Annotated in this window: 20 protein-coding genes; 15 read left to right on the forward strand and 5 right to left on the reverse strand. The window is 53.9% G+C overall.

Annotated elements, in window-relative coordinates; translation table 11 throughout:
* Positions 1 to 31: 31 nt before the first annotated feature.
* Complete coding sequence (locus IDM48_RS01375; protein WP_145174062.1) at positions 32 to 1,588, reverse strand: FMN-binding glutamate synthase family protein; 1,557 nt, start codon at positions 1,586 to 1,588, stop codon at positions 32 to 34.
* Positions 1,589 to 1,800: 212 nt separating this feature from the next.
* On the opposite strand from IDM48_RS01375, the gene IDM48_RS01380 reads away from it, so the two are divergent.
* The 7 genes from IDM48_RS01380 (at position 1,801) to IDM48_RS01410 (ending at position 7,340) form a co-directional block, all read left to right on the forward strand.
* Positions 1,801 to 2,649, forward strand: a complete 849-nt coding sequence (locus IDM48_RS01380) for a Cof-type HAD-IIB family hydrolase (RefSeq protein WP_145174059.1) — start codon at positions 1,801 to 1,803, stop codon at positions 2,647 to 2,649.
* Between the two features lie 193 nt (positions 2,650 to 2,842).
* Positions 2,843 to 3,484, forward strand: coding sequence for an ABC transporter permease (locus IDM48_RS01385; RefSeq protein WP_068172331.1), 642 nt, complete (start codon positions 2,843 to 2,845; stop codon positions 3,482 to 3,484).
* 55 nt (positions 3,485 to 3,539) lie between these two features.
* The gene (locus IDM48_RS01390; protein ID WP_145174252.1) at positions 3,540 to 4,853 is read left to right on the forward strand and encodes a betaine/proline/choline family ABC transporter ATP-binding protein; all 1,314 of its coding nucleotides are present in this window, start codon (positions 3,540 to 3,542) and stop codon (positions 4,851 to 4,853) included.
* Positions 4,850 to 5,632: an ABC transporter permease gene (locus IDM48_RS01395; protein ID WP_068172328.1), complete on the forward strand. Its 783-nt coding sequence runs from the start codon at positions 4,850 to 4,852 to the stop codon at positions 5,630 to 5,632. Before IDM48_RS01390 ends, IDM48_RS01395 begins: the two co-directional genes overlap by 4 nt.
* Before the next feature lie 2 nt (positions 5,633 to 5,634).
* Entirely contained in the window at positions 5,635 to 6,624 is a 990-nt protein-coding gene (locus tag IDM48_RS01400; RefSeq protein ID WP_068172325.1) for a glycine betaine ABC transporter substrate-binding protein, read from the forward strand.
* Between the two features lie 82 nt (positions 6,625 to 6,706).
* Entirely contained in the window at positions 6,707 to 7,060 is a 354-nt protein-coding gene (locus IDM48_RS01405; protein WP_190617732.1) for a thiol-disulfide oxidoreductase DCC family protein, read from the forward strand.
* Positions 7,061 to 7,103: 43 nt separating this feature from the next.
* On the forward strand, positions 7,104 to 7,340 hold the full coding sequence (locus IDM48_RS01410) for a hypothetical protein (protein WP_190617733.1): 237 nt from the start codon (positions 7,104 to 7,106) through the stop codon (positions 7,338 to 7,340).
* 1 nt (position 7,341) lies between these two features.
* Here IDM48_RS01410 and IDM48_RS01415 read toward each other — a convergent pair whose 3' ends face one another.
* The 3 genes from IDM48_RS01415 to IDM48_RS01425 all read right to left on the reverse strand — a co-directional run bounded on the left by IDM48_RS01415 (position 7,342) and on the right by IDM48_RS01425 (position 12,480).
* Complete coding sequence (locus tag IDM48_RS01415) at positions 7,342 to 7,947, reverse strand: recombinase RecJ (RefSeq protein WP_238398003.1); 606 nt, start codon at positions 7,945 to 7,947, stop codon at positions 7,342 to 7,344.
* A gap of 61 nt (positions 7,948 to 8,008) precedes the next feature.
* Positions 8,009 to 8,728, reverse strand: coding sequence for a hypothetical protein (locus IDM48_RS01420; RefSeq protein ID WP_190617735.1), 720 nt, complete (start codon positions 8,726 to 8,728; stop codon positions 8,009 to 8,011).
* Between the two features lie 44 nt (positions 8,729 to 8,772).
* Positions 8,773 to 12,480 (reverse strand): TM0106 family RecB-like putative nuclease, encoded by a 3,708-nt coding sequence (locus tag IDM48_RS01425; protein ID WP_190617737.1) that lies wholly within the window; start codon positions 12,478 to 12,480, stop codon positions 8,773 to 8,775.
* A gap of 507 nt (positions 12,481 to 12,987) precedes the next feature.
* On the opposite strand from IDM48_RS01425, the gene IDM48_RS01430 reads away from it, so the two are divergent.
* A complete protein-coding gene (locus tag IDM48_RS01430; RefSeq protein WP_190617739.1) occupies positions 12,988 to 14,112 on the forward strand; it encodes a CAP domain-containing protein in 1,125 nt (374 codons plus the stop codon).
* Between the two features lie 176 nt (positions 14,113 to 14,288).
* Here the strand turns inward: IDM48_RS01430 and dacB are convergent, their stop codons facing one another.
* The gene (dacB, locus tag IDM48_RS01435) at positions 14,289 to 15,707 is read right to left on the reverse strand and encodes a D-alanyl-D-alanine carboxypeptidase/D-alanyl-D-alanine endopeptidase (protein ID WP_190617741.1); all 1,419 of its coding nucleotides are present in this window, start codon (positions 15,705 to 15,707) and stop codon (positions 14,289 to 14,291) included.
* Positions 15,708 to 15,844: 137 nt separating this feature from the next.
* Between dacB and ppa the strand changes: the two genes are divergently transcribed.
* The 7 genes from ppa (at position 15,845) to folE (ending at position 22,676) form a co-directional block, all read left to right on the forward strand.
* A complete protein-coding gene (gene ppa, locus IDM48_RS01440) occupies positions 15,845 to 16,366 on the forward strand; it encodes an inorganic diphosphatase (RefSeq protein ID WP_068172293.1) in 522 nt (173 codons plus the stop codon).
* 212 nt (positions 16,367 to 16,578) lie between these two features.
* Positions 16,579 to 17,724, forward strand: a complete 1,146-nt coding sequence (locus IDM48_RS01445; RefSeq protein ID WP_190617743.1) for a zinc-dependent metalloprotease — start codon at positions 16,579 to 16,581, stop codon at positions 17,722 to 17,724.
* Positions 17,724 to 18,896, forward strand: a complete 1,173-nt coding sequence (tilS, locus tag IDM48_RS01450; protein ID WP_068172286.1) for a tRNA lysidine(34) synthetase TilS — start codon at positions 17,724 to 17,726, stop codon at positions 18,894 to 18,896. The genes IDM48_RS01445 and tilS overlap by 1 nt, the downstream gene beginning before the upstream one ends.
* 22 nt (positions 18,897 to 18,918) lie before the next feature.
* Positions 18,919 to 19,050 (forward strand): hypothetical protein, encoded by a 132-nt coding sequence (locus tag IDM48_RS11705; protein ID WP_255376927.1) that lies wholly within the window; start codon positions 18,919 to 18,921, stop codon positions 19,048 to 19,050.
* 125 nt (positions 19,051 to 19,175) lie between these two features.
* Positions 19,176 to 19,727 carry a hypoxanthine phosphoribosyltransferase gene (hpt, locus tag IDM48_RS01455; RefSeq protein WP_151146392.1) on the forward strand — a complete coding sequence of 184 codons (552 nt, stop codon included), beginning with the start codon at positions 19,176 to 19,178 and terminating at the stop codon, positions 19,725 to 19,727.
* A 328-nt stretch (positions 19,728 to 20,055) separates the two neighbouring features.
* The gene (gene ftsH / locus IDM48_RS01460) at positions 20,056 to 22,107 is read left to right on the forward strand and encodes an ATP-dependent zinc metalloprotease FtsH (protein ID WP_238398062.1); all 2,052 of its coding nucleotides are present in this window, start codon (positions 20,056 to 20,058) and stop codon (positions 22,105 to 22,107) included.
* The gene (gene folE, locus IDM48_RS01465) at positions 22,107 to 22,676 is read left to right on the forward strand and encodes a GTP cyclohydrolase I FolE (protein ID WP_145174035.1); all 570 of its coding nucleotides are present in this window, start codon (positions 22,107 to 22,109) and stop codon (positions 22,674 to 22,676) included. Before ftsH ends, folE begins: the two co-directional genes overlap by 1 nt.
* Positions 22,677 to 22,700: the final 24 nt, after the last annotated feature.

The raw sequence follows: 22,700 nt of genomic DNA on the forward strand, positions 1-22,700 counted from the left end.
CCTCGGCAGAAAAACTGCCGAGGCTTTTTCCTTAGGCGCGCTGATGTTTCGCGTGCTCAGGCGTGAAGGAGTGGGCGTCGGCGCGCTCCCAACGCTCTTGCCATTCCTCGGGTACGTCGCCGGTGAGGAAAGCGCCAGGTTCGAACCAATCGTAGAGTTTTGCGTAGGACAACGAGTGCGTGGAGTCTACACGGTGGAATACGTGCTCGGGACCCAGGTCTTTGAAAGAATCCAAGCCCATGGAGGCAAGAATACGCATTGCTGAGTTCATCACGCCTACGTGGTAATTACGCACGCGGGCACCCTTGTCATCAATATCGATACCGCGTTGTAGCCATGCGTTTTGAGTAGCTACACCGGAGGGGCATTCGTTGGTGTGGCACTTCTGCGCCTGTACGCAGCCCGTGGCCATCATCATACCGCGGGCTGAGTTAGTGAAGTCGGCGCCCAAGGCAATACGACGAACGACGTCGGCGCCGCCGGTAATCTTTCCGCCGGCTCCGATAGAAACGCGGTCGCGCAAACCTGCGCCAACCAGTGCGTTCTGAACAATAATCAGACCGTTGGTCAGCGGTACGCCTACTGAATCTTCGAATTCGAGAGGAGCTGCACCGGTTCCGCCTTCTGCACCGTCAACGGTAATCCAGTCGGGGCAGATGCCGGTTTCGATCATTGCCTTGCAGAGGGATAGAACCTCAATTTCGGAACCAACGCAGAACTTGATGCCAATGGGTTTACCGTTGGATAGTTCGCGGAGCTGACCCACAAACTGCATGAGCTCTACCGGGGTGGTGAAAGCGCTGTGAGCCGCCGGTGAAATGCAGTCCTGACCTACAGGAACATGGCGTGCCTCAGCGATTTCTTCGGTAACTTTTTCACCGGGGAGGTGACCGCCCAAGCCGGGCTTTGCGCCCTGGGAAATCTTCACCATAATGCCTTTGACCTCAGGGGTCGCAGCTTTCTTGGCAAAGAGCTCGGGGTCGAACTTGCCCTCGTCGTCGCGGCAACCAAAGTAGCCCGAACCGAATTCCCAGATGAGATCCGCGCCGTGCTTCAAATGGTATTTGGTGAGTCCGCCTTCACCGGTTTCTTGAGCGAAACCGCCCATGGCAGCGCCCTTATTCATTGCCATTACGGCGTTAGCTGAGAGAGCACCGAAGCTCATCGAAGAAATATTGAAAAGTGAAATGTCGTAGGGCTGAGTGCAATCGGGGCCGCCCAGGCGCTGGAAAGGTTCTTCTGCCATCATAGGAACAGGCGCCATAGTGTGGCGTACGATGTCGTAGCCCACTTCAGAAATATCTTGCTCGGTACCGAACGCTTTCTCGCCGCTAAGACCCTTGGCGTACTCATAAATCATGGTGCGGGTATCTCGGTTAAAGGGGCGTCCATCACGGTTACTCTCAAAGAAATACTGGCGTAATTCGGGGCGAATGAATTCAAATCCAAAGCGTGCCCAGCCAATTACTGGGAAGTTGCGGCGGATAGAGTGCTTTTTCTGAAAGGCGTCATAGGTTGCGAGTCCTGTGAGGCCAATACCAGCGGTAGCTGAAGCCGCCTTTAAAATTTTGGAAGTTTTATCTGACATCTTTGTCTCTCCTGGGGTGCATGCTGCTGTTAAAGGTATATCAATTCTGGGGAAAACTAGTTCTTTAGAGCACACTTGGCAAAGGATTTTTAGGGTATGGCATGCATGCTTCTTTACGCTTCAAAAGATTCACATTCCGTTTGCAGGGAGTCAATCTGTACGCTGAGAAATAGATAATTCACACTGGAAAAGTAGCGAGGGTGATAAGTGTAATGGAACAAGTACGAGTGCATCCGCCGGTTCGGAGTAACTGGGTCAAAGAAGACGGAGCACGATATTTAGTAGCCCTAGACATTGATGGCACGCTGGTTTACCACGATGGCACTATGACCGACGCCGTGAAATTGGCAGTGCAGGATGTTGTCAGTGCTGGGCACGCGGTAGTAATTGCTACTGGGCGCTCTCGACAGGCGGCTCTCCCGATTGCCGAGATGCTAGGGATTGAACACGGGTACATGGTGACTTCTAACGGAGCGGTCACTTTGGAACTTTCCCCCAAATTCGACAACGGATACCGAGTACTAGACACCGTGAAGTTCAATCCCACCCGCGCTATTGCTCTCTTGCAAGAAAAGGTGCCTTACGCGCAGATGGCGCTGGAATCGCCGTCGGGCGAAATCTTCGCTACCGACGATTTTGAAGACGGCTCGTTCGGTGCCAAAACCACACCGGTCACTAAAGAAGAAATGCTTCAGCATGAGAGTGCTACTCGTGTGGTGGTCTTTGCTGATGATGTGGACCCGGAAACCTTCAAGAAGTCCATCTATGAGGCAGGTCTGCATGGGGTGAACTATGCCGTGGGATGGACGGCGTGGCTAGACTTGGCCGCGCATGGCGTCTCTAAGGCGTCGGCGTTAGAGCAGATTCGGCGTAACCTTCATATCGACCCCGCGCACACCGTTGCCATGGGGGACGGGCATAATGATAAAGAAATGATCCACTGGGCAGCGCGCGGTGTGGCGATGGGTGAGGCGCCTGATGAAATCATTGAGGCGGCCAACGACGTGACCCTCAGCGTGTACAAGGACGGCGTCGTGCCGATTCTCCAAGAGCTCCTCTAGAGGCTCCTATCGCAGTAATCTGAGTATGTATCAGAAAAGTCGGTTTGTACCAGAACTATGGTGGTACTTACCGGCTTTTTTGATACAAACTGCTTGCCTATGAGCCCCCATCACTTGGGTAAAGATAAGCATACTGTTATTCTTGATGAGTTATATATCCCCAATCATTCAATCTTCAACGTGAGGAAAACCAGTGGGTTCCTATCTCTCCGACCGCTGGCCACAGATACTCTCGGCGAGCTGGCAACATTTCTCATTGGTTGCCCAGTGCCTATTGCTAGCTACCGTCATAGCCATTTTCATTGCAGCGTTATGCTACCGCAGTAAAACCCTTTCCGGTGTTGCGAACTCAGTGTCGGCCGTGGGGTTGACCATCCCATCGTTCGCTCTCCTTGGTTTGATGATTGCGCCGCTCGGCTTTGGCGTGGCTCCTGCAGTTGTGGTCTTAACTTTCTATTGCCTTCTCCCCATTCTGCGTAACGCGTTAGTGGGGTTAGCGGGCGTCGATCGTTCGCTCATTGAAGCTGCCCGCGGCATCGGCATGTCATCTATGGAAACCTTCTTCAAGGTGGAGCTACCTATGGCATGGCCAGTTATTCTCGCTGGCATGCGCGTTTCTGCCCAAATGACCATGGGCGTTGCCGCCATTAGCGCCTATGTTTTGGGCCCCGGACTCGGCAGCTTCATCTTCTCCGGGCTCTCCCGCCTGGGCGGGGCAAACTCCTTTGAATCCGTGGTGACCGCCGTGGTCGCCGTCGTCGTTATTGCTCTTATTCTTGACGGGCTCCTGCTCCTGCTGGGCCGTCTTACCATCTCGCGAGGTATCCGTGCCTAACTCCACTGCAGATCACAACTCAAGTACCGGCAACAAAGTTGCCTTCAACCCCTCGATGACCGAAATTACCGGTGCGACTATCCTGTTGGAGAACGTCACCAAGTCTTACGGCGCTAAAAAAGCTGCGGTCAACCAGCTCACCCTGGAGATTCCCGCCGGTAAAACCGTCATGTTCGTCGGTCCTTCTGGCTGTGGTAAAACCACCACGTTAAAAATGATTAACCGCCTGATTGAACCCACCAGCGGCAGAATCGTTATCAACGGTGAAGACGTCACGACCATGAACGGTGACGAACTGCGCCGTCGCATTGGCTACGTTATCCAAGCAGGCGGGTTGCTACCTCACCTGACCGTAGGGGCAAACGTGGGGCTAGTTCCCAAAATGCTGAAATGGGATAAACAGCGAATCGCCGATCGAACCGACGAACTTCTCGAACTCGTTTCCCTCGACCCTGAAATTTACCGCGACCGCTACCCCAAAGAACTCTCCGGTGGTCAGCAGCAGCGCGTGGGTGTGGCTCGTGCACTAGCTGCCGATCCGCCCGTTTTGCTCATGGATGAGCCCTTCGGCGCGGTGGATCCAATTACCCGCCAGCGCTTGCAAGAAGAACTCATTCACGTACAGGCTGAATTACACAAAACAATTGTGTTCGTGACCCACGACTTCGACGAAGCCGTGAAACTCGGCGACTGGATTGTCATCTTCAACGAAGGCGGCAAAATCGAACAATACGGCACACCTGAACAGATTCTGGCTCATCCCGCCAACGAATTCGTAGAGGATTTCATTGGTTCGGGTGCCGGCTTGAAGCAGCTGGGCCTCACCCGCGTACGCGACGTCGATATCCGCCAAGCGCCGGCTTTCACCGTGGGAGAGGACGCCGCAACTGCCGTCGCCCACATGAACGAAGCCGGGGTATTACGGGCTATTGTGCTTGATTCCCGTGACCGTCCTATCGGCTGGGTGACTCGCCGTCAGCTAGAACGCATGACTACCGTCGGGGCAGCTCATGCCCGTCAGTTCCCAGTGGTATCCGATTCTGCAACTCTCGACGACGCACTGGACACCATGCTTGTGGCAGGTTCCTCGGATGCCGCTGTGACCGGTTCGCGCGGTGCTTACCAGGGCATTATCACTGTTCAAACCGTGATTAAGGCTATCGACCATATCTCTGCTGACCCCGAAGAAGTTTCCACACCCGTTGGCCACAACACCGGTGCGATCCCCAAGCTTGCAACGGGCGAAAACGGCGTGATCTCTTACGCTATGGATGAAGAAGAAACTGCCACTGAAGTAGAGAACGATTCTGCTCCCTGGGCAGAACATTCCGACCCTGCTGAGACCCACCGGGGGAGTGAGCGTGCATGAGTTCAGCTACTCAAGAGCAAACCGAAACGAAAGAAGCCACAGCGTCGCTGACCCAAGCTAACTCGTGGAAGGGTTTGCTGATTCAGCCCATCGTCTTGCTGGTTATTCTGGGCGTGATGTTCTGGTGGATGAGCACTGCAGACCTCACCGAGACTGAGCGCATCACCCTGAATGCTTCTTACCTCAGCACGCTGGCATGGGAGCACCTCAAACTAACCATTATTTCAGCGGTTATTGTGCTTGTGACGGCAATCCCCGTGGGCATATTGCTTACGCGCGGTCCCTTCCGTAAGTTGACGACGCCGGTGATGGCGCTGGCGAATATCGGTCAGGCAGCGCCTCCGGTGGGTCTGATTGTGCTTTTCGCTTTCTGGCTCAGCTTTGGTACTACCGCTGCGATTGTAACCCTGGTGGTCTACGCCTTCTTACCGGTTCTCAAGAACACCATGGTCGGACTAGAAGCTGTCGATAAGCGAACTATTGAAGCTGCCCGCGGCATGGGCATGAGCCCTGGCATGGTGCTGTGGAAAGTTGAACTACCCCTGGCGGTTCCCGTGATGCTCGCAGGTATTCGTACCGCGCTCGTCCTACTGGTTGGTACCGCAACTCTGGCAACCTTTATCAACGGTGGCGGTTTGGGCTTGCTCATCACCACCGGCGTCAATCTGGCACTGGATCGTGTACTCATTTTCGGCTCCCTGCTGGTAGCTGTCTTTGCACTTGCTGTTGACTGGATTGCACGCGTGATAGAAACCGCCGTTACGCCGAAGGGACTCTAAGCATGAAATTTTCTAAGCTCCACCACATCGGCGCAGTAGCAACCATCTCTCTGCTGGGATTGACAGGTTGCGGTCTGAAGCCCTCAACCTCAGAGGTTCCCGCTGCCTCTGCCGGTTCTATCCAACCGATTGACGGCGCCGAAGGGCAGAAACTCACCGTCGGTGCTAAGAACTTCACTGAACAGGTGATTCTCGGCAAAATTGGTGTGCTGGTGGCTGACGCCGCCGGGTTCGAAGTCACAGACATGACGAACATCCCCGGTTCCCAACCTGCCCGCAAGGTCATGTTGAACGGCGAGGTCGACATGGAATGGGAGTACACCGGCACCGCCTGGATGACGTATATGGGCAACAGCGAAAGCATCGCTGATCAAACCGCCATGTGGAATGCCGTATCCGAAGCAGATAAGAAAAATGGGCTTACCTGGGGTAAGCCGAGCGAGCTCAACAATACTTATTCGTTTGCCGTCCGCTCGGATTACGCCAAGGAACACGATCTGACCAAGCTTTCTGATATCGCCAAGCTCCCAGCAGAAGATCGCACTCTCTGCATAGAAGCCGAGTTTAACTCCCGCTCTGATGGTCTCAACGGGATGCTCAAAACCTACGACATGCCCCGCGGAGAAGCCAACGGTTTGCCCGATGGAAACATATCCATCATGGATACCGGCACGGTCTACACCGCCACGGCGGATGGCTCATGTAACTTTGGCGAAGTCTTCACTACCGACGGACGTATCAAGGCACTTAATCTCACCGTGTTAGAGGACGACCGCCAGTACTTCCCCGCCTACAACGCCGCCGCCGTGTTCAACACCGAAACGTTGCAACGTTACCCTGAATTGGAAGGCGCCTACGACCAAGTAGCGGCAAAACTCAATAATGACGTCATGATGGACCTGAACTACAAGGTCGACGTCGAGGGGCAGGATCCGGCGCAGGTTGCCTACGACTGGATGGTACAAGAAGGGTTTATCTCCGCAGCGAAGTAGATGAGTTCGCCGTCTATAAGTACCTCCATCCGATGCTGTGCCGGGCGGTCAATGCTCCCCTCTGCAGAGTAAAGTTTCTCCTATGAGTACCCTTCTTTTCGACCCGGACTGTGGATTGTGTACACGAGCCGCCGCTCTTTTGCGGCGGCTCGACCTGCGTGCAGATATTGAGCCGGGATGGCGCGAGGAGCTTATTGTTCATGGCGTTGACTTACGGCGGTTTGAGCGGGCTATTCCCTTTGTGCTACCGACCGGCCAGGTTGCTTACGGGGTGGTCGGTATTGCGTTGGCACTGAAAACAAGTCACAAGCGTTGGGCGCGAGGAACCGGCGTCCTGCTACTTTTTAGACCCGTCCGTAAGGTCGCCGAGAAAATCTACGGTTGGGTGGCAGACCACCGCGGCCAGTTACCCGGTTCGACGTGTTCGATGCGCTAGGTCTTGGTGCCTGCGCAATCGGGGAACTCAGGAGAGAGAACGGATGCTCGGAGTTTTAGAAGGCTTCACCATTATTGGTGTAGTCGTAGCTGTGGGCTATGTTCTTGCCCGTGTTGAAATACTTCCCTCGAACGCCGGGGTGGTGCTCAACCGTTTTGCCTTTTTCGTTGCGCTACCAAATTTCAGTCGTGCTGACCCGCGATATCGTACTGCTTTCCACCTGCGCCGCAGTTCCCGCCAAGTTGCTGACTTCGTTCTTGATGCAGTGACTTTGCGCTAAATTAGCTGTCTTGATCGAGATTGATGAGTATCTCCGCCAGAGCTGGCAAAGCTGCTTCTTGCTCGTGATAGTAAGAACGCACCAGCGTTTTACTAACTGCCTGTGCAGATATTCCCAGCGCCTGAGCTACAGCTTTCTGCTGCCCACGCACCCCTGGAACGATGAGCGAGAGCACCCGATTTTCCGCGTCGGTGCGCTCGCTAGCTACGCGGAAAATGAGCCGCGCTAAACCCGTTGCTTGCTCTGAAAAAGCTCGGTGATGCCCCAGTACAACGATGCCGCGCGCAGGGGACCCTGTTTGAGCTTGTTCGACGGCAAGACGGGAGAAATCCAGCGCGTCGCCTGAGCACTCTGGGGTGGAAATTGCACCGAGTGCTGCGGCGAATCGGGGTGCTTTCACCGCGCCGACTCCGATACCTGCCCAGAAACGAGCCTCTGGGGCAGCTAACAACATGGCTCGAAGCGCTGGTTCTGCGGATTCAAAACCACCTTGAACTTCATCGGGGTATGTCTGAATGAAAGGGATGGCTGGCTCAAGGGCGTTGAGCTGCTCTAGCAATTCAGAGAAATTTTCTGGGCTCTCGGGGGAACGAGAAATAAGGGTCACTACATACACACCCCTCAGTATGCCAAATCAACCGGGCAGGGTTGATGAAGTAACTCTCGTGTTACTCCCAGAAAAGCGTTTCTGCATATACTCCCGCAGCGAATAATTCTTCCTGCAATACTTGCCGACATCCCATGGGCAGTGCCAAACAGTTGTACCGCGCGTCGGTACCGATAAAACCGGTGGCTTGGCTAAAACCTGTTCGAATAGGGGCGAGTTCGCGGCAGAGCTCCATGATGCCGTCAAGGTCATCGGCAGAACCAAGGACCCAAAAAGAATCTTCTGAAGTGAGCTGAAAAAGTCCTACCGGGTAACCAGCGCCGGCACGTTCGTCCAATCGTGCCCAGCCGCCCATCTCTCCTGGACCATCGGGTGGCAATACTGAATCAAACTCCCAAGAACGCGCGTTTTTGAGCCACACCGGCATCTCATTGAGCACCAACGGTGCGTTGCCAACAGGCCAGGGAGTCCCTAAGAAAACACCTTTTTCTATGGCATCCCAAAATTCTTCCCGCTCTAAATTAGCGCCCACCGAGTTGAGCATACTTTTATCGTTCGCTGCCCCAAAATCTTCTACCCCGGTGCCTTTGAGCTCTATATACTCGCCAGAAGGTCCCTCAAAATATGCCTGATCCCAGAAAGTAGGACGAGTAGATATTCCCGCTTTTAGCAGTAAATCGTTGATTTCATAGAGAAATTCTGGGTTGCCCAAAGCTACCGTTTGCCCCTTGAAATGAAAGAGGTAAGGGGTGCGTGCGCGTTCAGTGCGGTGCAATGGCACAGGTGGCTCCTTTCGAGCTCTTACAGGCAAGGCCTGCTGTTATTTTACTCTGCGGGGAAGGGGTAAGAATCTTCTGCAAGACGCACAAACCCGCCTAACTGAGACAACCCGGCGGGGGTCGTCGGTAGAAAATTGGTGAGAGAGGAAGATTTCACGAGCACAGCACACCATTGACCGCGGGATATCGCCACGTTGAGTCGGTTGGGGGAGAGCAAGAACTCTGCCCCGCGGGCCGATTCGCCGGCGGAGGACGCCGCCATGGAGACAATCACTACCGGAGCTTCTTGCCCTTGGAACTTATCGACCGTGCCTACGCGCACTCCGCCGTCTTCGTCCTTCAACCCTGCCGACTCTAGTTTTTCAGTGATGAGATCCACTTGGGCGTTATAAGCAGCAACTACCAAAATATCTTCGGGTTCTAAGGAGCGGTACTTTTCGGGGTGAGCTAAGTTTTCTGTCCACTGAGCGCCGATGAAGCTCCGCGCAATATGGGCTACCTCCAGTGCCTCTTCTATTGAAGAGGTAGTGTTTCCTCGATGGTCAACCTCTCGCACAAAAATCCCAGGTGCCCACCCAGCAAGCTCTCGCTGCGCACCGGCAGGCGCCGATTGGAGCTTACCGCTATAGGAGAGTAGCGAAACCGGGGCACACAATGCTGGGTGCATACGCCAGGAGACATCCAAGAAATAACCTAACTTCTCGGGCAGTGTGTCATGCCCAGCAGAGAGCCAGCCGAGAGCCGATTCATCCACCGGGTAGGGGTGGGTGCCTTGGGTGACTTGAGGAAGCTGCTGGGGGTCCCCCAATAGCAGCATGTTTTGTGCCGCGCGTGCAACCGCAAGCGTATTGGCTAGCGAATACTGACCGGCCTCGTCAATAACCAAAAGATCGAGTACTCGGGCATCGAATTTCTTATCGCTGGAAAAATCCCAGGCTGTGCCGCCGATGAGAAAACCAGCAGGTTCTTTGAGTGCCTGAGCCAACGCATTCTGGTCCACTTCCACCCAGGGTGCCTGGGACATCTGAGTTTTGCCGGCAAATTTTGCGACCTGTTCGGGGCGCACTTTGCCTTTTTCAATACAGCCCAGCAACACGTTTTCGACGACGGCGTGAGATTGGGCGACCACCCCAATCTTCCAGCCGTCCTGAATCAAACGACCTATCACATGCGAGCCTAAGAAAGTCTTGCCAGAACCGGGAGGCCCTTGTACTGCCACATAGGACCGATCCAATGCGGATACTGCCGCATAGATAGCTTCGATAGTGGCAAAAGAGCCGTGTTTTTCGACGTTAGGGCGCTCTAGGGTATGTCCAGGTTTGAGACGGGGTGCTCGACGCCGCAGAATATCTAGTTCTGGCGCATCGGGAATCTCAGGTAGATACGCGCCTACCTCTTCCGCTAGACCTTGGAGAGACTGCTCCTGCGCCTTGGTTTGCAGTGGCTGCGGGGGAGTGAGCGCCATAGGAATCTGCGTGAATTCCGCTGCACCGCGGGGGAGTGATTCCCGAATACGCATATTCACCGTTCCATCGGGCTGAGCTTCGATACTCTCAATCGTTCCCCTGAAATCGCCGGCCCGAAGAACATCAGGAACTATCCCGTCATTCGAAGCGGCGAACTTCTCTGCCTGCTCCGCTAACTTTGCCTCAATATAAGGTGGAAACGAATCCTGGTACATCAGATACAGACCACTATCGCCTTCTTTAAGCGAGGAACCTTCAGCCACCCGAGCCCGCACCCCCAACAACCGCGTAGGCTGAGCTCGCGGACGATCCGGATCCTTCGCCCAATCTTCGACGACGTCGGCGCGTTCAAATAGCGCCACATTGCGGGTCTCCTCCCACTCCTCCACGGCAGATGCCAACCGGTCAAAGTGATCCCACCAGAACTGTTTGCGCTCGCGGCGGTGGTAACCGGTGGCAGAAGCAACCATGGCAATGGCTTGCTCATCTGCACCCAGCCCCTGCTCAGGGTCAAGATTCTCTACAAATTCAATGAGGGCTTTTTCTGCTGCAGACGCTTCTTCGCGGTCTTTACCCGACGCCGCTACCAGCTCCTCCAGCGACCCGTGTGCGGCGTCGTCCCCGCTCGAATGAGTCAGAACGTTTGCGGATTCTTCAGCGGCATTTCGCCCCGCCAACTCCAATAACCAATTACGCAAGCGCAGGGTGGAAACACAGTCATACTCGTTATAGTCAGCAATCGAACTCTTGATATGTTCTGCTAGCTCTGCATTGCCGGTGTCTCTAGCGGTGCAAAAATCTGCGTAGGCAACCACGGAAGCACCGGCGTCAGTTACTTCTCCACCGCGTAAATTCTCACCCATATAGAGTGGCTCAAGCTTTTTAATGCTGTAGGAATTTTCGCTAATTCTCAGCGAGTGGCGCACGGTCTCAAAAAGATCAATCAGCACGTTTTCTCGCAAGAGTTCATCCACGGTTTCTTCACCCACGCCATGGCGTGCCGCTAAGCCCCGTAGCGCGCGTTTCTCATAGTTTGCATAGTGGTAAATCTTCATCCCAGGGTACTGCTGCCTGCGCTGGCGCACGTACTCTAAGAACTCCATGAGGGCGCGACGTTCCTCCACCCGGTCATGCGCCCAAAACGGAATAAACCGAGCAGTCTCTGCGGAGCTATCGGCTTCAACTACCCCAAAGAGGTACTCCAAACCCCATGAACCTTCGCCATCCTGCCACAGCGGATCACCTTCGAAATCGAAGAAAATATCACCGGGGTTAGCACGAGGTAACGAACCCAATGTGCTACTGGGCAAAAGAGCGTAGGACACAGTATGTGACTGCCCGTTTTTAGTGAAAGTGCGCGAACCATCGAACCCAGCTAGCCCAGTCTGTAGGGCCGCCTGATCTTTAAGCTTCTGATATGACGCCGGCAAGTACCCCCGCTGCGGCTCTAAAGTAGCCAACTCATCAATAGTGCGAATCCCATACTTTGCCCACAAATTATTGCGGGTGCGCACGCTCATGCCAGCCACCAACAGCATGTCCCGGTGCTTCTGAATTTCAACGGCGCACCGCTCGCACCTGCCACAGCGGGCAACATCTTCCGACCCAAACCAGCTCACCGCCTCTACGCCCTCTTGCGAATGGCGCGCTAAGGTGTCGAGGAAGCGGCGTCGGCGTTCGCGAAAGACCGGCAGAATCTCATAGATGTTGTGGGTTGATTCTTCTCCGGTTCCGAGAATCAGCACGGCATCTGGATGAACAGCGAACTCTGCTTTGAGGAGCTGATCCGCATAGGCTGCTAACTGAAGGAGCGCAGTTACTTTAGCGTGGCGGGCCAGTTTAGTGTCGTACACCGCGAATTCTCCGGGGCCAGTTTTGACGAGGAAGTCTGCTCGCCCGTGAAATTCGCCGTCAAAGAACGATGCTTGAAAGACGACGTCGGCGCCAGCTTCAAGCGCCTGCATAGTTTCGCGGTGTTTAGCTTCCAGTGCTTCTCGCGAATAGTCTGAGGCAGGCTCTACCTCATATACTCCGGTATGGGTCTCAGGGTTCCACTGCCCAAACCGTTCTTTGAACTGTTCTAAAACCGCGTTTTCATGCTGATCTCCCAAGACACTGGTGCGTGCCAGTAATGCATCTTCTGCAAAATCGCTGCGGGGGATTCTGCCGAGTTTTTCATCGAGCACCTGAAGCGAGGCATACTCACAAGTGGCAGCGAGCACAAGATCGCTGGCAGAAAAGACAGCGTGACGCTGAGACGTTCCGTCAGAAGTAGGCAAGAAGAACATAGTTTTCTCTCGACGAGGGGTACTGGTGTTTCCAACCTAGCAACGTCCACTGACAAGATAAGCACTTCTGCCTCCGGGAGGGGAGAAAAATTTGCGGGGAGCGTGTCGTATTTCAAGACACGATGCCGTGTGTCAAGAAAATAATTTATTCGAAAATAACTTAAAGTTTAGTAAATATACGTAATAATTGGTGCGATAATCCAGCGGAGCAATTTAACTTTTTTATTTAAATAATTAAACAATTTTTCATGTTTACCTTTCAGAAATAATGAAATGTATTTGCTGGAGGAGTTCTTGTGGCTCATATTCCGATCTGGCGGGATGATGCCCTGCATAGCTGGCTGACAAAATTGATATGAAACCGCACATTAGTATTTATATTCGAATCATTCGAATATAAAGAAAAAGTTTCGATAAGTTGATTGGGATTTAGATAACGATTCTATAAAGTTGTGTCTGCACAGCTTCATTTCTCCCCCTACCAGAAAAGCTCGGAGACGCGATTTTATGTCACAAAATACTATGAACCAGATAGGTTCCTTCTCTCTATCCCGCCGCCACGCAGGCCTTGCCGCCCTCGTCGGCCTGGGAACCCTCGCCGTGAGCTCTGCGGCACAGGCGTCGTCCAGCGATATCCGCACCGTCAGCGAGCAGTACCGTGCTGCAGACGCTCAGCGGCTGTTAGATCTCGTCAACGAATACCGCGCTGAGCATGGACTGGAGGCTCTTCGCCACTCAGCTACCGTAGCCTCGGTGATGGATAATGAAGCGAAACGACAGTTTGACCAGGGATTTTTCTCCCACGGCACTGAATTCCTCAATAACCCGAAGGTCCAGGGCTACTCCTTCGTACGCGAAGTAATCGCACTTTCTTATAACGACGACATCAGCCAACTTCTAGCTTTCTGGAAGAGTTCACCGGCTCACAATGCCGCAATCCTCGCGCCGTCCGCAAACACCTGCGGTATCGGCCTATGCTACGGATACGGCAACAACCTGCCCTGGCGTGTTTTGGGCAACATGGGCATTTACCGCTACGACACCGACGGTCCCTCGGATATTCAGAACACCGTCTCTGGCGCCAGCACAGCGGTGCAACCTAGCGGCTTTAAGGTTCGCGATGGCATTGCTGCCGGTTACTACCGCGACGGTGGAGCGGCCCGATTTGGCGAACCCACCATGAACGAACGCGGGGGCCTGCTCGACGGTGGCGCCTGGCAGAACTTCAACAAGGACGGAAAGATCCACACCTTCATGTGGTCTAACTACACCGGTGCGCACCCAGTATTCCGCCAGGGCGCTATCGGTCGATTCTGGATTAACAATGGCTGCGAAAACACACTGGGTTATCCCACGATGGCAGAGCAGGGTGGACTGGTCGACGGCGGTTACTACCAGGTCTTCAACAAAAGTGGAGAACGTTCGAAGGTTCTCTGGAGCCCCGCAACCGGCGTGCATTCGGTCTATGAAAACGGCGCAATTGGCGCTGAATTCGCGCGCCGCGGCTTTGAAAACGGCGTAGGATACCCCACCACCGAGGAATACTGGGACGGCATTTTTGTTCGCCAGAACTTCAGCGGCGGCCAGGTTATTTCTTGGAACTCATTCACCGGCGCAGTTTCTGTAGCCTAAGTTCTCATAAGGGTACTCATTGGTGGGAGCTCAGCCAGCACAGCAGTAAGGTGAACTGGCTGGGTCTGGCATGAATCGTTTCTGCGAGCTCTTGCGAGCCAGACGAGAAGGTTAGTTCACCGTTGCTGTGCTGGCTGAGCTAACTAGAACTAATTGATCACCTTTATTCCTGAGTCTTAACGGTTGGTGACTACCGCTACTGACCTGTCGATTGTGTTTTTTGCCTGGGCGGTATCTGTGACATTGTTCGTGATGAACGAGTAAATGAGAACTTGCCCGTTGTCTCGCTCGGTGTAACCGGTGAGGGCAATAACCTTGTTGAGCGTTCCCGTTTTGCCTCGGGCGTACCCTCGGGCGGCGGCTTCGGCGGAATCATCAAACCGTGATTCGAGGGTTCCGCTTCCCCCGGCAACGGGGAATCCGCTGAGCGCAGCACTCAGGCCGTTCTCATCGTTGACCATTGCGCGGACGATTTGAGTGAGGGTTTCATGGGTGACTTTATTGTCCATGGAAAGCCCGCACAAATCGGTTTGGGTAAGACCTTCGGTAGGGATTCCGTCGGCTTCTAGAGTGGATCGTACTAAATCTTTGGCGGCTTGTCCGGATCCCTCTTTGCCGGCGGCAATAGCGGCGTTTCTGCCCAGCACTTCGGCGAGCATGTTGTCTGATTCTTGCATCATAAAGGTAGCCTGCTCGCTGACGGTCGCAGACTCTACAGCGGCAACAGTGGCGGCGCCGTCGTCCGCCTTTTTCTCCTTGCCCAAGGTGAAAGTGATGCCTTGTTGAGCGCCTAGTTCGTTGAGGGTATCGAGCAGGTGCTGCTGCACTTCTTGGGCTGGCTGAGTAGGGCGGTTGGTGGTAGAACGTCCGTCTGCGCCCGGTGAATAATGCGAGTAAAAAGCAACAGGAGCCAGGTTGTTCACAAACCCTGCGTCTATATCTTCCTGCGCCCACGCGCTATTGATAGCTGGGCCAGAATAAAGCGACGTATCCAGGTTGAGAACAAAGTTTTTCTGGTCTTGCTGTGCCAGGGCATCGATAGTTTTCTGCGCTAAGGTTTGCAACCCTGCATGTCCTACTACTAAATCTTCGTTGGACTTACCGGTCCCCAGCAGGGTATCTCCACCGGCAACGAGGGTCAGGGTGTTCTCCGCTTGCTTGACGGCGGTGGTGTAGCGAGCTGCAGGATCCGCGTGACGCATTAGCGTATAGTCGGTGAGAATTTTGAAGTTAGAGGCAGGAATCCTCGCCGCATCTGCACGGTGGGAGTAGAGCAATTCGCCGGTGGCGGCGTCGGTCACAGTGCCCGATATGTTGCCCGCATTAAAAGATTCTGCGATGGGTTTCAGCTGAGTATCTAGAGCACCTGCGGTTAAGGTTTGAGTTGCCGTAGGAGTCGCTGCGCCGCTGGGAGCAGGAGCGGAGAACGACGGGTCTGCGCCGTCTTGAATTTCTTGAGCCTGCTGAATGTGCGGAAAAGCCCACGCCCCGGTAGCTATGGCGCCAGCGGTAAGGAGAGCGGCAATTCCCCATCCCGATCTGGACGAACGCGCGGAGGAAGAACGAGAAGATGAAGCCGGGGTATCAGCTGACAAGGGGGATTTACCTCCGAAAGCGTCAATTCAGTTGAAAAACTGCGAGGAACAAAGGGTACTGAGATAGACTGTACACCGAATGGTCGGGAGCAATTCAAACAATTGCTCTCATTTCATACGCACCTGAAAGGACTCTTATGGAACTCGATGTCACTATTGAAATTAACCGTGGCTCACGCGTTAAGTACGAAATCGACCACGAAACCGGCCGCCTGCGCCTGGACCGTGTGCTCTTTACTTCTATGCAGTACCCCACCGCTTACGGCTACTTTGAAGATACCCTGGGCGAAGATGGCGATCCACTGGACGCCATGGTTCTGATTAACGATGAGCTCGTACCCGGCGTTCTCGTTGAGTCACGCCCCGTCGGCGTTTTCAACATGACCGATGAGGCTGGTGGCGACGCTAAGGTTCTGTGCGTTCCTTCTGACAAGCGCTACGACGAAATCAAGGAAATCGAAGATATCCAGGAGCACGTCAAGGCTGAAATCGCTCATTTCTTTGAGCGCTACAAGGATCTTGAGCCCGGCAAGTGGGTTAAGGCTGAAGGCTGGGAAGGCCGCGAAACCGCTGAGCGCCTCGTTCGTGAAGCTCAGGAGCGTTTCAAGGAATCTCACTATGAGACAGCTGCTGAAGCTGAAGCTGACGACAAAAACTAAGATGTAGCTGATATGTAAAGCCGGTGAAGCAGAGAAATTTGCCTCACCGGCTTTTCGTTTGTCTGAGAGCTGCATCTTCGAAACGGGGTAAAAAAGTACACAGTTTCAGCTTAAATACACTCTCTAGCTTGTATTTATGCCGAAACTTTGTACTTTTTGCGAAAATCCAGAGACGCTCATCTTTTGGAACAAGCACCAGTAGACTGGGATAGATGACTTCTGTGAATATAACTCCTCAGTCCCAGGGCACTTCTTCCATTATCCGATGGGAAACTGCCGCGAAAGTAGCTAAGAACTTGGCTCCGGCTGGCCCTAAGGTAAAACCGGCGGACATGCGTGCCGCCGTCGAGAGCATGCGCTACGCTACCGTGGCTTCAGTAGATTACGTCTACGAGATTACCGGGCTTGAAGCCGCTCATAACCTGCGAGATTCCGAAGTGCTTATCGTAGACCGCGCGACGTGGGCGAAGGCTAATACGCAGTCTTTCGCCGTCATGCTTGACCCGGTGGGGGATTCCCTCATGGGGCAAAAATTTGCAGAGATGACTGACTCGCAAAAGAACCTGGCATCTGTTGCTGGCTCAACTGAGCTCGGCGGGGTGCTCGCTTATCTTTCCACTCGCGTGCTGGGTCAATATGATCCCTACGCCGCTTTAGCAGGACACGGTGCCGAAGGCGGGCGACTCATGATTGTAGCTCCCAACCTCATCCAACTTGAGCAAGAGCTCAATGTTGATCCCGAAGATTTCCGCCTCTGGGTCTGCCTCCACGAACAGACGCACCGCGTTCAGTTTGCTGCCGCTCCTTGGATGCGCGAGCATATTCTGCACCTCATGCAGGCTATGACCGAAGAACTGGGCGCCACCAGCGAGAATCTGATGGAGCGCGCGCTGTCTGCGGCGTCATCGCTCAAGAACTCCAAAGAGAGTGATTCATCGCAGAAAACTAGCGGCGTTGAAACCGTTATGTCCGCTGAAGCCCGTGAATTACTGAGCCAGATTACCGCGGTGATGAGTCTGTTAGAAGGTCATGCCAATGTAGTGATGGACGCCGTCGATTCTTCGATTGTGCCGACCGTTCGAACCATTCGCCGCCGCTTCAACCGCCGTAGCGAAACCCAGAAGATACTCACTAAATTTATGAGCAAGCTCTTGGGCATGGATCGCAAGCTCCGCCAGTATAAAGACGGCCAGAAATTTGTTCAGTTCATCGTGGACGCGCGGGGTATGCAGCAGTTCAACCGCATCTGGGACGGCGCGCAGAACCTTCCCACCGAAACCGAAATTCATAATCCTCAGGCATGGATTGACCGCGTCTTAGGTGCAGAGATCGAATCCGCTCGTGGTGGGCAGAAATAATGCAGGACGGGCGTAAGGGTCGCCTTCACCCGGCAGTAGGTTTTGCGCGAAACGAGGTGGCAGAAGCACTTAACTCTGTGCTGGGAGACAACACCGTTGCTGCCTCCGGTAAAAAAGCACCCCGACCTGATTCTGAGCAGGAGAAAAAGCTAGTTCTCGTGGGTTGCTCGGGCGGTCCTGATTCGCTTGCGCTGGCGGCAATTAGCGCGCACTTTGCCCGCCGCGGATCGATTGCCGTAGGAGCAGTGATAGTAGATCATCAAATGCAGGAAAACTCTGCAAAAGTTGCGCGCCAAGCAGCGCAACAGTGTGCAGATCTGGGGCTTTCCCCTATTCTGATAAAAACAGTAGAGGTAGAGCATGCTTCGGAGGGGCCTGAAATGGCGGCGCGTACAGCCCGCTACGGTGCTTTTCGAGAAGCCGTGGATCAGACCAGTGCTGCCGTACTTTTGCTAGCACACACCCTCGATGACCAGGCAGAAACAGTCTTGCTCGGTCTTGCGCGAGGGTCGGGAACCAAATCCCTCAGCGGCATGCCACGGGTTCGAAACATAGATAGTCTGACCCTGGTTCGCCCTCTTTTGAACGTGCGGCGCTCACAGATTCAGCAGATTTGTGAGGCTGAGGGGTTAGAACCGTGGAACGATCCCACGAACTTTGATCAGAGTCTGATGCGTGCGAAAGTCCGCCACTCGATACTTCCCTATCTTGAAGACAACTTAGGCGGCGACGTCGCGGTATCGCTGGCACGCACCGCAACCATTATTGGCCCTGACGCTGAGTATATCGACGAGCAGGCACACCAAAAATTGCAGGACATTTCCCTGAACCTAGAACAGGTAGGGGGAGTGGAAAATCTGCGCCTCCAGCAGCCGTTGCAAGACCACCAAAGAGTGCGCGTTCTTAACCGCGCGGCGCTCTCCTCCTTGCACCCGGCGCTCTTGCAACGAGTACTTTCACTAGCCGTAAAAGCTGTAGGCGGGCAGAACCCCAGCTTTGAAAGGCTCACCGCCTTGACCGCTTTCGCCGCTGAACACAGTATTGGCGGCCCCGTGCAACTTGCCGGGCATGTGAGCGTGTATCGGCGTCGTCCAGGAATAAGGATTTCTACCCCCACCGGAGAATTCGACTTGAAACAAACCGGAATTCTTGTTTTTATCGAAAATAAATAGATTTCTTTTATCCATAAGGTAGATGCACCTGACGCCTGGCACAGCGTCGGCAAGCGATCCCTCTCGCCTGAGTTCGCTGGCGCTCGCTGAGGCGATTCACGCCAGACCCAGCCAGCTTGCCTCCCGCTGCGCCGGACTGTCGGTGCAATCTTAGGGATAAACCCCGGAAGTCTCAAATGTTTAGAAAACTACTGGCTTCCTGCTACTTTCTAGGCACAGAGAATCAACAACCGGTACACTGATTTTAGGTTCACATCTCGAGAAAGAAGACCCCAACTCGTGCAGGAAAAAGACGTACAGAACGATATCAAGCACGTTCTCTTCACCAAAGAAGAAATCGATGCAAAGATTAAAGAACTTGCAGAGCAGGTTGACCGCGATTACGCAGGCAAAGACGTCCTGCTGGTCGGTGTGCTCAAGGGCGCCATCATGGTCATGGCAGATCTTTCCCGCGCTCTGACCGCTCACTACACTATGGACTGGATGGCTGTTTCTTCTTACGGCTCCGGCACTAAGTCTTCGGGCGTTGTCCGCATTCTCAAAGACCTTGATACTGACCTCACCGGTCGTGATGTTCTGATTGTTGAAGACATCGTTGACTCAGGTCTGACTTTGCAGTGGTTGCAGCAGAACCTGCAGCACCGCGGCGCTAACTCTGTTGAAATTTGCGCTTTGTTGCGTAAGCCTAAGTCGGTTAAGACTGATGTTCAGTGCAAGTATGTTGGCTGGGATATCGAGCCTGAGTTCGTGGTCGGTTACGGGTTGGACTTCGCTGAGCGTTACCGCAACCTTGATTGCATTGCCACTTTGGCACCTCACGTATATTCCTAATTCTTAGGGTGAAAATCCCGGTGCGATTCCCCCTTGCTGCGGTGGGGTCGCACCGTAATTTTTTAGCCCGAAGTGGAACAAACGCTAACTTATAGGAAGTTTTCAGCGTTGCCTTGTACATTGGGCAAGTACATTTCGATGTGCAACTTATTCTTTCTGCCCGCATATGCAGAATGGTTAGGGCGGCGCCCGCCGTCTTTATGGAGGACTATTAGCCTTGGCGCAAAAAACTAACGACAAGAATCCCGGTGAGAAGAAGGGGTTCTTCAATAAGCTCATTTCAGGACCTTGGTTCTGGGTTATTCTTGCGGTCATTATTTTTTTCTCTATGTCGCTGAGTAGCCTATTTGGCGGTGCTAGCCGCGTAGACACCAATGTTGGTCTTCAGTTGTTGAATGACGACAAAGCGGTCAGCGCCAAGATGTATGACGGCGATCAGCGCGTCGATCTGGAGCTTAAAGACGAGTACACCAACTCTGAGGGGCGTAATCTCGGTAAGAACGTGACGTTCTACTATGTAGAGCCCCGTGCAACCGACGTCGTTAAAGCAATTGATGATGGACACCTGGATAGCTATACCGATCAACCGGTAGAGAATAACTGGTTCCTTTCAATGCTGAACCTGATTATTCCTTTCTTGCTGATTGGCGTGGTTTTCTGGTTCCTCATGTCCCGTATGGGCGGTGGCGGTTCGCAAATTATGAACTTCTCCAAGTCCAAGGCGAAGAAGTTCAATAAGGACAACCCCACGGTTCGTTTTGCGGATGTTGCAGGTGTTGACGAGGCATTGGCTGAGCTTGAAGAAGTTCGTGAGTTCCTCGCTGAGCCTGAAAAGTTCACCCGTTTGGGCGCAAAGATTCCTAAGGGCGTACTGCTGTACGGCCCTCCCGGTACCGGTAAGACCTTGCTGGCTAAGGCTGTTGCGGGTGAGGCTGGTGTACCGTTCTACTCCATTTCGGGTTCGGACTTCGTTGAGATGTTCGTGGGTGTGGGCGCTTCGCGTGTGCGTGATTTGTTCAAGGAAGCAAAATCCAACCCCTCTGCCATTGTTTTCGTGGACGAAATCGACGCCGTCGGCCGCCAGCGCGGTGTTGGCATGGGCGGCGGTAACGACGAGCGCGAACAGACCTTGAACCAGCTGCTGGTTGAGATGGACGGCTTTGATGGAACCTCCAACGTCATCGTTATTGCCGCTACGAACCGCCCAGATGTTTTGGACCCCGCGCTTCTTCGCCCCGGTCGTTTTGACCGCCAGGTGGGTGTGGATGCTCCTGATCTCAAGGGCCGTCAACGTATTCTTGAAGTTCACGCTGCAGGTAAGCCTATTGACCGCCGCGTTGAGTTGTCATCGGTGGCTAAGCGTACCCCCGGTTTCACCGGTGCGGATCTTGCGAACGTCATGAACGAAGCTGCTTTGCTGACTGCTCGTGACGGCGGAAACGTGATTGACGAGCGCGCGATTGATGAGGCTATCGATCGTGTGATGGCTGGTCCGCAGCGTTCCTCACGCATTATGAACGAACACGAACGTAAGATTACCGCCTACCATGAGGGTGGTCACGCTCTGGTTGCAGCCGCCCTGCGTAATTCTGCGCCCGTTACTAAGATTACGATTCTTCCTCGTGGCCGTGCTCTGGGTTACACCATGGTGATGCCGGAGGACGACAAGTATTCCACCACCCGTCACGAACTGCTTGACCAGATGGCGTATGCGATGGGTGGACGCGCGGCTGAAGAATTGATTTTCCATGATCCTTCAACCGGTGCTTCGAACGATATTCAGAAGGCAACCGATACTGCACGCAAGATGGTCACCGAGTACGGTATGAGCTCGAAGATTGGTTCTGTGCGTTTGACCGCCCAAGAATCCGACCCATTCCTCGGCGGCGGTGGCGGAAATTCCAACAATTACTCAGATGCTTTGGCGTTGACGGTTGATCAGGAAGTTGCTGCTTTGCTTTCGGATGCCCACGATGAGGCATACGAGATTTTGCGGGATAACCGCGACGTCCTCGATCGTCTTTCCTTCGCTCTTTTGGAGAAAGAAACCCTGCTGGAGAACGAGCTGCGTGAGATTTTCGCGGATGTTCGCAAGCGCCCAGAGCGTAGCTACTGGTACTCCAAGGAGAACCGCGAACCTTCTGATATCCCTCCGGTAAAGGCACCTTCTGAGCTGGAAGAGGAGAAGAAGGGTAGCGTCCCTCAGGATGAGACTGAAGAAGACAGCATCGTTCAGCAGCCGGTGATTGAGCCGGAAACTGGAACGGTAGAAAAGCCTGCCACCGATGTAAATCCTTCACCTGGGTTGGGCGGTAACGGTCCTTCCAACGGGGGTATCAATGGTGGGGATATTCATAATCCTTGGGGAGGAAATCTCTAATGAGCATTGATCAGCCCCGTATCGAAGCCGCTGTTCGGGAAATCCTTGAGGCAATCGGGGAGGATCCGAACCGGGACGGCTTGCAGGACACCCCTGCACGTGTAGCTCGTGCTTATGCGGAAATGTTCAGTGGTCTGCATGAGGATCCGAAGGAGCTTCTGAGTAAGACCTTCGATATTGAACATTCTGAGATGGTGCTGGTAAAGGACATTCCGTTTTACTCTACCTGTGAGCATCATCTGGTTCCTTTCTACGGAACTGCTCATATTGGGTATATCCCGGGGGAGAACGGGAAAGTTACCGGGTTGTCTAAACTGGCTCGTGTGGTTGATCTGTTTGCTAAGCGCCCTCAGGTGCAGGAGCGTATGACTACTCAGATTGTGGAGGCTCTTGAAGACAGCCTTCAGCCTGCAGGCGCCATCGTCGTGGTGGAGGGGGAGCACATGTGCATGAGTATGCGCGGCGTGCGTAAACCCGGTGCCAAGACGGTGACGAGCGCAGTGCGTGGTCAATTACGTAATGAGGCTACTCGTGCGGAGGCTATGAGCCTGATTATGAGTAAAAACTAGTTTTTACTAGGTAAAGATAAAAGG

This window comes from Rothia amarae (assembly GCF_014705945.2).
GTDB classification, from domain to species: Bacteria; Actinomycetota; Actinomycetes; order Actinomycetales; family Micrococcaceae; genus Rothia; species Rothia amarae.

Excerpts from the sequence above, each read along its gene's own strand:
- IDM48_RS01375 (WP_145174062.1), bottom strand. The coding sequence starts at position 1,588 with ATGTCAGATAAAACTTCCAAAATTTTAAAGGCGGCTTCAGCTACCGCT.
- IDM48_RS01380 (WP_145174059.1), top strand. The coding sequence starts at position 1,801 with ATGGAACAAGTACGAGTGCATCCGCCGGTTCGGAGTAACTGGGTCAAA.
- IDM48_RS01390 (WP_145174252.1), top strand. The coding sequence starts at position 3,540 with ATGACCGAAATTACCGGTGCGACTATCCTGTTGGAGAACGTCACCAAG.
- IDM48_RS01395 (WP_068172328.1), top strand. The coding sequence starts at position 4,850 with ATGAGTTCAGCTACTCAAGAGCAAACCGAAACGAAAGAAGCCACAGCG.
- IDM48_RS01400 (WP_068172325.1), top strand. The coding sequence starts at position 5,635 with ATGAAATTTTCTAAGCTCCACCACATCGGCGCAGTAGCAACCATCTCT.
- IDM48_RS01405 (WP_190617732.1), top strand. The coding sequence starts at position 6,707 with ATGAGTACCCTTCTTTTCGACCCGGACTGTGGATTGTGTACACGAGCC.
- IDM48_RS01410 (WP_190617733.1), top strand. The coding sequence starts at position 7,104 with ATGCTCGGAGTTTTAGAAGGCTTCACCATTATTGGTGTAGTCGTAGCT.
- IDM48_RS01425 (WP_190617737.1), bottom strand. The coding sequence starts at position 12,480 with ATGTTCTTCTTGCCTACTTCTGACGGAACGTCTCAGCGTCACGCTGTC.
- IDM48_RS01430 (WP_190617739.1), top strand. The coding sequence starts at position 12,988 with ATGTCACAAAATACTATGAACCAGATAGGTTCCTTCTCTCTATCCCGC.
- ppa (WP_068172293.1), top strand. The coding sequence starts at position 15,845 with ATGGAACTCGATGTCACTATTGAAATTAACCGTGGCTCACGCGTTAAG.
- IDM48_RS01445 (WP_190617743.1), top strand. The coding sequence starts at position 16,579 with ATGACTTCTGTGAATATAACTCCTCAGTCCCAGGGCACTTCTTCCATT.
- tilS (WP_068172286.1), top strand. The coding sequence starts at position 17,724 with ATGCAGGACGGGCGTAAGGGTCGCCTTCACCCGGCAGTAGGTTTTGCG.
- IDM48_RS11705 (WP_255376927.1), top strand. The coding sequence starts at position 18,919 with ATGCACCTGACGCCTGGCACAGCGTCGGCAAGCGATCCCTCTCGCCTG.
- ftsH (WP_238398062.1), top strand. The coding sequence starts at position 20,056 with ATGTCGCTGAGTAGCCTATTTGGCGGTGCTAGCCGCGTAGACACCAAT.
- folE (WP_145174035.1), top strand. The coding sequence starts at position 22,107 with ATGAGCATTGATCAGCCCCGTATCGAAGCCGCTGTTCGGGAAATCCTT.